Source organism: Bradyrhizobium sp. (genome assembly GCF_049691595.1).
GTDB lineage: Bacteria > Pseudomonadota > Alphaproteobacteria > Rhizobiales > Xanthobacteraceae > Bradyrhizobium.
In genome coordinates this window covers 1-8,104 of the sequence record NZ_JBAVNZ010000317.1, presented here as the reverse complement: position 1 = coordinate 8,104, position 8,104 = coordinate 1, and the positions used below count along the sequence as shown (strand labels likewise).

At 63.8% G+C, this 8,104-nt stretch carries 9 protein-coding genes; 6 read left to right on the top strand and 3 right to left on the bottom strand.

Translation table 11 applies throughout. From position 1 onward, the window contains the following. Positions 1-263: glutathione S-transferase C-terminal domain-containing protein (locus WCE35_RS14025; RefSeq protein ID WP_424593943.1), on the top strand; the 263-nt coding region annotated here is incomplete at its 5' end. On the opposite strand, the gene WCE35_RS14020 is transcribed toward WCE35_RS14025, so the two are convergent. After that, positions 260-889 (bottom strand): pyridoxamine 5'-phosphate oxidase family protein, encoded by a 630-nt coding sequence (locus WCE35_RS14020; protein ID WP_424593942.1) that lies wholly within the window; start codon positions 887-889, stop codon positions 260-262. The genes WCE35_RS14025 and WCE35_RS14020 overlap by 4 nt on opposite strands. A gap of 105 nt (positions 890-994) precedes the next feature. On the opposite strand from WCE35_RS14020, the gene WCE35_RS14015 reads away from it, so the two are divergent. Further along, positions 995-1,888 carry a LysR family transcriptional regulator gene (locus WCE35_RS14015; RefSeq protein WP_424593941.1) on the top strand — a complete coding sequence of 298 codons (894 nt, stop codon included), beginning with the start codon at positions 995-997 and terminating at the stop codon, positions 1,886-1,888. Positions 1,889-1,968: 80 nt separating this feature from the next. Here WCE35_RS14015 and WCE35_RS14010 read toward each other — a convergent pair whose 3' ends face one another. Both WCE35_RS14010 and pobA read right to left on the bottom strand, forming a co-directional pair. Further along, positions 1,969-2,418, bottom strand: a complete 450-nt coding sequence (locus WCE35_RS14010) for a PaaI family thioesterase (RefSeq protein ID WP_424593940.1) — start codon at positions 2,416-2,418, stop codon at positions 1,969-1,971. A gap of 148 nt (positions 2,419-2,566) precedes the next feature. Then, a complete protein-coding gene (pobA, locus tag WCE35_RS14005; RefSeq protein ID WP_424593939.1) occupies positions 2,567-3,736 on the bottom strand; it encodes a 4-hydroxybenzoate 3-monooxygenase in 1,170 nt (389 codons plus the stop codon). 123 nt (positions 3,737-3,859) lie between these two features. On the opposite strand from pobA, the gene WCE35_RS14000 reads away from it, so the two are divergent. The 4 genes from WCE35_RS14000 to WCE35_RS13985 all read left to right on the top strand — a co-directional run bounded on the left by WCE35_RS14000 (position 3,860) and on the right by WCE35_RS13985 (position 7,463). Then, positions 3,860-4,876 carry a TRAP transporter substrate-binding protein gene (locus WCE35_RS14000; RefSeq protein WP_424593938.1) on the top strand — a complete coding sequence of 339 codons (1,017 nt, stop codon included), beginning with the start codon at positions 3,860-3,862 and terminating at the stop codon, positions 4,874-4,876. Between the two features lie 179 nt (positions 4,877-5,055). Next, a complete protein-coding gene (locus WCE35_RS13995) occupies positions 5,056-5,565 on the top strand; it encodes a TRAP transporter small permease (protein ID WP_424593937.1) in 510 nt (169 codons plus the stop codon). Between the two features lie 5 nt (positions 5,566-5,570). Continuing rightward, on the top strand, positions 5,571-6,890 hold the full coding sequence (locus WCE35_RS13990; RefSeq protein WP_424593936.1) for a TRAP transporter large permease: 1,320 nt from the start codon (positions 5,571-5,573) through the stop codon (positions 6,888-6,890). Between the two features lie 111 nt (positions 6,891-7,001). Then, positions 7,002-7,463 (top strand): DUF3237 domain-containing protein, encoded by a 462-nt coding sequence (locus WCE35_RS13985; RefSeq protein ID WP_424593935.1) that lies wholly within the window; start codon positions 7,002-7,004, stop codon positions 7,461-7,463. Positions 7,464-8,104 lie beyond the last annotated feature (641 nt).

Genomic DNA, 8,104 nt, shown 5'->3' with positions numbered 1-8,104 from the left:
CGGACGAGGACATCGATCTTGCCGTCCGCTCGCTGTTTTCGCTGTCGGTGCAGCTTGGGGACAAGCCCTATCTGATGGGCGAGGAGCCCTGCGGCACCGATGCCACCGCGTTTGCCGCGCTGGCCGGGATTTTGACGCCATATTTTTCCTCGCAACTGCGCGAGCGCACCGAGCATTTCAGAAACCTCACCGCCTATGTCGACCGGATGATGCTTCAATACTATCCGGACTTTGCCTGGGCGCCGCTGCAAGAGGCAGCTTAAGCCGTCGGGGCAGGCTCGCCCTTCAATGCGGCCAGCTCCGCCTCGAGTTCGGCGATCCGCGCGTCACGCGAGGCCAGCGCCGCGGCGACGTCGCTGGCATCGAATTTTTGCGGGATGTGCTGCGGGCAATTGGTGTCCCATGCCGAAATCGTAAACAGGATCACCTGCTCGGGCCGTGCCTTGTAGCCTCGCGGCATCAGCTGCTCCAGCAGCGCCGGATCGTCGTCCACCACCCGCGCCTCGCCCCAGAGCTTGACGCGGCGGCGATGCGCATAGTCCATCACGAAATTATAGGCCTTGGGGTTTTCCGACAGATTGCCTTGCGTGATGTATTGCCGGTTGCCGCGGTAGTCGGCAAAGGCCAGCGTGTTCCTGTCCAGGACCTTGACGAAGCCTTTTGGGCCGCCGCGATGCTGGATGTAGGGCTGGCCGTCGGCGGTCGCGGTGGCCAGATAGAAGCTGTCGGCCTCGGCCAGGAAGCCGGCGAGGTTTTCGTCGACCTCGGTGCGCCAGCCGCCCTGCTGCTCGACGCGGGCATAGGCCCCGCGCGAGCCCTTGCGCGTCTGGATGGCCTTCACCGCCGGGGTGAACGCGACATCGCTGGAAAAAGTCCGGGTGTCCGACATGTGAGCCTCCTTCGAACCGCGTCGTAGACGCAAGATGCTCCTCATCCAGATTGGAAACAATTATATGAATTGACACTTCATTATTGTGATATATGAAATAATGGCATGGACCGGATCGACGCCATGCAGGCCTTTGTCGTCGTGGCCGACCTGAAAGGGTTTGCCCCCGCCGCGCGCAAGCTCGGCCTGTCACCGTCCGGGGTGACGCGGCTGATCGCAGCGCTGGAAGATCGCCTCGGCGCGCGGCTGCTGCAGCGAACCACGCGGCAGGTGACGCTGACCGATACCGGTGCGCGTTACCTCGAACGCGCGCGAAGAATTCTCGCCGATGTCGAGGAAGCCGAAGCCTCGGCCGAGGGCGAACGCACGCGGCCGGGCGGGCGGCTGGTGGTGTCCGCGCCGGTCGGATTCGGCCGCCTGCACGTCAGCCCGGTCATGTCGGCCTACCTGCGGCGCTATCCCGACGTAAGCGCCGATCTGCGGCTGTCGGACCGCACGATCAATCTGGTGGAAGACGGCGTCGACCTCGCGGTGCGGATCGGGCACCTGCCGGATTCGACGCTGGTCGCGCGCCATGTCGGCGAGATGCGGCGGATCGTGGTGGCCGCGAAGGAATATCTGGAGGCGCGCGGCGAGCCGAAGCGGCCCGGCGAGATTGCTTCGCATGACACCATCCAGTTCGGCGCCATCACCGCGCCGCCGGACTGGCGCTTCATCGAGGACGGAAGCGAGATTCGCGTACCGACCACGCCGCGCTTTTCCACCAACAGCGCCGACGCCGCGATCCAGTATGCCGAGCAGGGCGGCGGCCTGACCCGCGTCATGGCCTATCAGGCGGCCGCGTCACTCAAGGCCGGGCGGCTCAAAATCGTGCTGGCGAAATTCGAGCAGCCGCCGCTGCCGATCCATATCGTCTACCCGACGTCGCGGCTGCTGTCGGCCAAGGTTCGCACCTTCATCGATCTCGTGGCCGAGGCCAGCGACTGGCATTTCGGGTAGCTCATGCTGTCATTCCGGGATGGCTCGAAGAGCCAGACCCGGAATCTCGAGGTTTCCCGATGCGCAATTTGAGGTTCGCGCTATGCGCGCCCCGGAATGACGCCCGCCTTCTTCGGCGCCACCCGAAACGTCGCATTGGCGCGCGCGATGATCACGTCATCGGCCCGGATCAGGCTCTGCGCAAAGCAGATCGTGCTGCCGGTCCTGATCACGTCGGTCTCGACCGCGAGCCATTGCCCGACCTGCGCGGTGCCGATGAAATCGACCGCGAGCCCGATCGTCACCAGCGAAGACACGCCGCCCATTTGATGGGCGCAACTATGGCCCATCGCGTTGTCGGCGAGCGCGGCAATCAGCCCGCCATGAATCAGCCCGCGGCCGTTGGTATGCGGTCTTGCCAGCCGCAGGCCGATGATCACGGCCTTCTCGGTCCGCTTGGAATAAAGCGGCTCCCAGGGATCGGTGAGCGGGCTCTGGCGAAAATGGCGCTCGAAGCCTGCGGGAACGTCGGCGGCAGTGTTAGCGGTCATCGGTGGCTCGGGTGCTGGTGATAGATGTCGCCATTGAACGCGGTTGCCCCGACAAATTCACCGCCTACAAAGTTTTAAACGGGATTTCGTTGGGTGTTTGAAACGTCGCTGACTCTCGCAATGACGGCGGTGCCTGTCCGGCGACGAGCTAAAACGGCAATCCCACGTAATTCTCCGACAGCGAGGCCGATGCGGCTTTCGAACTGACCAGATAATCCAGTTCGGCGACCTGGATCCGTGCGCCGAATTCGCCCTGATCGGGGAATTGGTGCAGCATCGAGGTCATCCACCACGAGAAGCGCACCGCCTTCCAGACCCGCGCCAGTGCCCTGGTCGAGTAGCCGTCGATGCCGGCGGATGATTTTTCGTCGTAATATTCGCGCAGTGCATGCGAGAGATAATGCACGTCGCTGGCGGCAAGGTTCAAACCCTTGGCGCCGGTCGGCGGCACGATGTGGGCGGCGTCGCCGGCCAGGAACATCCGTCCGAACCGCATCGGCTCGGCGACAAAACTGCGCAGCGGCGCGATGCTCTTTTCGATCGACGGCCCGGTGACGAGTTCGCTGGCCGCCTTGCGGTCGAGCCTTCGCTTCAACTCGTCCCAGAACCGCGCATCCGGCCACTGATCGAGGTGATCGTCGAGCGGGCATTGCAGGTAATAGCGGCTGCGCCTGGTCGAGCGCATCGTGCAAAGCGCAAATCCCCGCGGATGGCTGTTGTAGATCAGCTCATGTGACACCGGCGGCGTGTCCGAGAGGATGCCGAGCCATCCGAACGGATAGATCCGCTCAAAAGTCTGGATCGCCGACGGTTTGACGCTGGCGCGGCTGACGCCATGGAAGCCGTCGCAGCCGGCGATGAAGTCGCAGGCGATCTCCTGCGTCACCCCGTCTCTGACATAGCTGACGCGCGGACGGTCGGTGTCGAAATCAAGCGGTTTGACGTCGGCGACTTCATAGACCGAGCTGAGGCCGGCCGCCTTGCGCGCGTTCATCAGGTCGAGCGTCACCTCGGTCTGGCCGTAGATCATCACCGTCTTGCCGGTCGCCTGATGTATGTCGATGCGATGACGCGCGCCGCCGAAGGCAAGCCCTACGCCATGATGGACCAGGCCCTCGCGATGGGCGCGGGCGCCGGCGCCGACCTGGTCGAGCAGCGCCACGGTGCCCTCCTCGAGCAGGCCGGCGCGAATCCGGCCGAGCACATAATCCGGCGTCTGGCGCTCGAGAATGACGTTGTCGATACCGTAGCTGTGAAGCAGTTGCCCGAGCAGCAATCCCGCCGGCCCCGCGCCAATGATTGCTACTTTTGTCCGCAAACCTTGCTCCCCGATTGTTATAGTCTGCCGGTCGTCGTCGCAGACTTGCAATGATAATTATATCATATAACAATGTTCGCAAAGGGCCATGAAGCGCCTGAACGCATGAGGGAGACGATCTCGATGAGGAAGAAATTAGCGGCGCTGCTGCTGGTCGCGAGCGTGACGCCGGCATTGGCGCAGGACAAGACGTTTGAGCTGAAACTGTCGCACTGGGTGCCGGCCTCCCATCCGCTGCAAAAGGCGCTGGAAGACTGGGGCGCCGCGGTCGAGAAGGAATCCGGCGGCACCGTCAAATCCAAGGTTTATCCCGCCCAGCAGCTCGGCAAGGCGTTCGACCATTACGACATGGCGCGCGACGGCATCGCCGATGTGACCTACGTCAATCCCGGCTATCAGCCCGGACGATTCCCGATCATCGGCGCCGGCGAGCTTCCGTTCCTGATGTCGGACGCCAGGGGCGGCTCGATGGCGCTCGACGCCTGGTACCGCAAATATGCCGAGAGGGAGATGAAGGACGTCAAGTTCTGCCTCGCCTTCATCCACTCGCCCTCGTCGTTCCACTCCCGGACCAAAAAGATCGTGGTGCCGGACGACGTCAAGGGCATGAAGGTGCGGCCGGCGCACGCCACCATGGCGAATTTCGTGACCCAGCTCGGCGGCACCAACGTGCAGTCCTCGGCGCCGGAGGTCCGCGACATCATCGAGCGCGGCGTCGCCGACGCCGTCACCTTCCCGTGGGGCTCGCTGGTGCTGTTCGGCATCGACAAGGTGACGAAATATCACATCGACGCGCCGCTCTATGTCACGACCTTCGCCTTCGTGATGAACAAGGACAAGTACAACCAGATGTCCGACATGCAGAAAAAGGCGATCGACAATAATTGCAACACCGAAGCCGCCGGCCGCGTCGGCGAACCGTGGGGCAAGTTCGAGGACGCCGGCATCGACAAGGTGAAGGCGCAGGAAGGTCACGAAGTCTACAAGCTGACGGGCGAGCAGACCGCGCTGTGGAAGAAGGCGTCCGAACCATTGACCAAGACCTGGGGCGAGGGCGTCAAGAAGGTCGGTGCCGATCCGGACGCCGCGATGGCCGAACTGCGCGCGGCGCTCGCCAAGTACAACGCGCTGGCGCAGTAAGATTGAGCGCCGACATCGACGGCGGCGGGACAGCCTGCCGCCGCTTCCCTGCAATCTTGAAATGTGATGAGACCGGGTTCGATCGAGCGGGTTCTAAAACTCCCTCGCCCCGCATGCGGGGCGAGGTGGACCACGCTGGGCCTTCCTGAAATCATCCCGGTTTGGAGACTCCCCCGCACATGAATCGCGCGTCGATGGATCGGTTTATCGACACAATCGAATGGATCGCGGCCGGCTTTGTCGGCATCGTGGCGGCGAACATCTTCGTCTCGGTCATCCTGCGCAACACGCTCAACTACGCGATCCCGGATTCCTTCGATATCGGGCGCATGCTGCTCGGCATCCTGATCTTCTGGGGGATCGCCGCCACCAGCTATCGCGGCGGGCACATTACCGTCGACCTGGTCTGGGCCAATGTCAGTCCGAAATATCAGCGCTGGATCGACGTGTTCGCGACGCTGGTGCTGCTGTTCGTGGTGACGGTGCAGACCTGGACGCTGTTCGACAAGGTGCGCGGCACCTACCACGACAACGTCCTCACCTTCGACATGCACATGCCGACCTGGCCGTTTTTCGCCGTCGCATGGGCCGGCGACGTCTCCGCGGTGCTGCTGATCGCGATCCGCACCTGGCGGCTGATCGTCTCTCCGGACTTGATGCACGATCCCCAGATCAAGGCCGTGGAGTAGACGGCATGAGCACCGATGCCGTCGCGATCCTCGGGTTTGTCGCGCTGTTCGCCCTGATGCTGCTGCGCGTGCCGGTCGGCATGGCGATGGGCCTCGTCGGCGTCACCGGCTTCGGTTACCTGGTCGGCGCCACGCCGGCGCTCAAGCTGGTCGGCCAGACCTCGATGCGCACGGTGACCGACTACACCTTCGGCGTGATTCCGATGTTCCTGTTGATGGGCACCTTCGTCAGCAATTCCGGCATGAGCCGCGAGCTGTTCCGCGCCGCCAACGGTTTCGTTGGACACTTGCGCGGCGGGCTCGGCATCGCCACCGTGGCGGCGTGCGGCGGCTTTGCCGCCATCTGCGGCTCGTCGGTCGCCACCGCCGCGACGTTTTACGCCGTCGCCTATCCGGAAATGCGCCGCTTCGGCTATCCGCAGTCCTTTGCCACCGGCGTGATCGCGGCCGGCGGCACGCTCGGCGCCATGCTGCCGCCCTCGACCGTGCTCGCGGTCTACGGCATCATCACCGAGCAGGACATCGGAAAACTGTTCATCGCCGGCATCATTCCCGGCCTGCTCGCGATGACGATGTACATGCTGACGATCGCGCTGATCGGCTATTTCCGGCCGGGCTTTTTGCCAACGGGCCCGCAAACCAGCTGGCGCGAACGCTTCGCGGGCCTGAAAAACATCTGGGCGCCGGTGCTGCTGTTCGTGTTCGTGATCGGCGGGCTCTACGGCCTGCCGTTCCTGCCGCGCTTTACGCCGACCGAAGCCGGCGGCGTCGGCGCGACCGGCGCGTTCCTGATCGGCCTGCTCACCGGACGGCTGGACAAGGAAAAAATCCTCACCTCGCTGCTGCAGGCGACCCGCACCGCGGCGGCCGTCTTCACGGTGCTGATCGGCGCCTTGATCTTCGGATATTTCCTCACGGTGACGCAGACCCCGCAAAAGGTGACGGAACTTCTCACCGGCCTCGGGCTCGGCCGCTACGGCATCCTCGCCCTGATCATGGTGATGTACCTGGTGCTGGGCTGCCTGATGGACGCGATGGCGATGATCATCCTGACGGTGCCGATCATCTTTCCGGTGATCTCCCATCTCGGCTTCGACCCGATCTGGTTCGGCGTGATCATCGTGATGACGGTGGAGCTTGGCCTGATTCATCCGCCGGTCGGCATGAACGTTTTCGTCATCAAGAGCGTGGTCAAGGACGTGTCGTTCGCCACGATCTTCCGGGGCGTGATCCCGTTCGTGGCGACCGACCTCGTCCGGCTGGTGATCCTGATCGCATTCCCGCTGCTGGCGACCTGGCTGCCGCAACGCATGATGGCCCACTAACGATGTCGCGAGATCGAAGGGTGTGGCGGCACCCCCTCTCCCGCTCGCGGGGGAGGGCCGGGGTGGGGGTGTTTCCGCGATTCGCACGGGTTCGGGTGGAGAGAACTTCCAATGATGCCTGCACTTGAAACCAGATATGTCTTCACCATCACCGCTCATATCGGCGAGGTGACCATTGCCGGCGAGACCGGCAGCGGCGTGCGCCGGATCATTCCGATCGTGGGCGGCGAGGTGAGGGGCGAAAGCGTCAACGGCAAGGTCTGCGCGTTCGGCGCCGACTTCCAGATCATCCGGCCCAACGAGCTGATCGAGCTCGAGGCGAAATATGCCTTCGAGACCGATGACGGCGCGGTGGTCTATGTCGAAAACAAGGGCATCCGCTTCGGACCGGTCGAACTGCTGCAAAAGCTGAAGCGCGGCGAGCCGGTCGATCCGAAGCTGATCTACTTCCGCACCGTGCCGAAGTTCGAGACCGGCGCCGAAAAATACCGCTGGCTGATGCAGCATTTGTTCATCGGCTCCGCCGCCCGCCACGCCGACCGCGTCGTCATCGACGTGCATCAGGTGCTGTGAGGGGCTTCATGTCCCGGACGCGGTGCAGCGTGCTCCTGGCAATGTAAAGCATCGTCCAGTACGCTGCTCCGCAGAGCCAGGACTCAGGACAATGGTGCCCTGTGGACCCCGGATCAGCAGCGCACAGCACCGCTCCGCGCTGCGCAGCATCCGGGGAACGAGACTTTCAGCTGCGTAGGCGGGTTCACCTCTCCCGCTTGCGGGGGAGGTCGCATCGCATCGAATGATGCGATGCGGGTAGGGGAAACTCCCTCCACACCACCAGTGCGAATCGCGGCGGCACCCCCACCCCACCCCCCGGATCAAGTCCGGGGCAGGCTCTCCCCCGCAAGCGGGAGAGGGAGCGCAGCTCCATCGTGGACGCAATTCGATCCAATCTCATCACGCGCTACGGCGCCGTGGCTGCGGCAAAACAACCCGACGGGCAAGATTCCGCTTAACCTGTCGGGCAAATCAGTTCTACCAGCTCGCCCCGTCCTTTCCCGGCAAGGGGCGTATCGCGATCGTCACGAACGCGGGAGGGGATGCGGTGGACGCTGAAGCGTCGGCGCGAAACGGTGTCGCAGGGCGAGTCTCTCGTGAGCGATCAACCGGCGCGCAGGACGAACGGCGCCAAAGCGTACGGCAAAACCGTGTGGTCC

Bases quoted from the DNA above. Each gene is read 5' to 3' on its own strand.
- WCE35_RS14020 (WP_424593942.1), bottom strand. From the start codon at position 889: ATGTCGGACACCCGGACTTTTTCCAGCGATGTCGCGTTCACCCCGGCG.
- WCE35_RS14015 (WP_424593941.1), top strand. From the start codon at position 995: ATGGACCGGATCGACGCCATGCAGGCCTTTGTCGTCGTGGCCGACCTG.
- WCE35_RS14010 (WP_424593940.1), bottom strand. From the start codon at position 2,418: ATGACCGCTAACACTGCCGCCGACGTTCCCGCAGGCTTCGAGCGCCAT.
- WCE35_RS14000 (WP_424593938.1), top strand. From the start codon at position 3,860: ATGAGGAAGAAATTAGCGGCGCTGCTGCTGGTCGCGAGCGTGACGCCG.
- WCE35_RS13995 (WP_424593937.1), top strand. From the start codon at position 5,056: ATGAATCGCGCGTCGATGGATCGGTTTATCGACACAATCGAATGGATC.
- WCE35_RS13990 (WP_424593936.1), top strand. From the start codon at position 5,571: ATGAGCACCGATGCCGTCGCGATCCTCGGGTTTGTCGCGCTGTTCGCC.
- WCE35_RS13985 (WP_424593935.1), top strand. From the start codon at position 7,002: ATGATGCCTGCACTTGAAACCAGATATGTCTTCACCATCACCGCTCAT.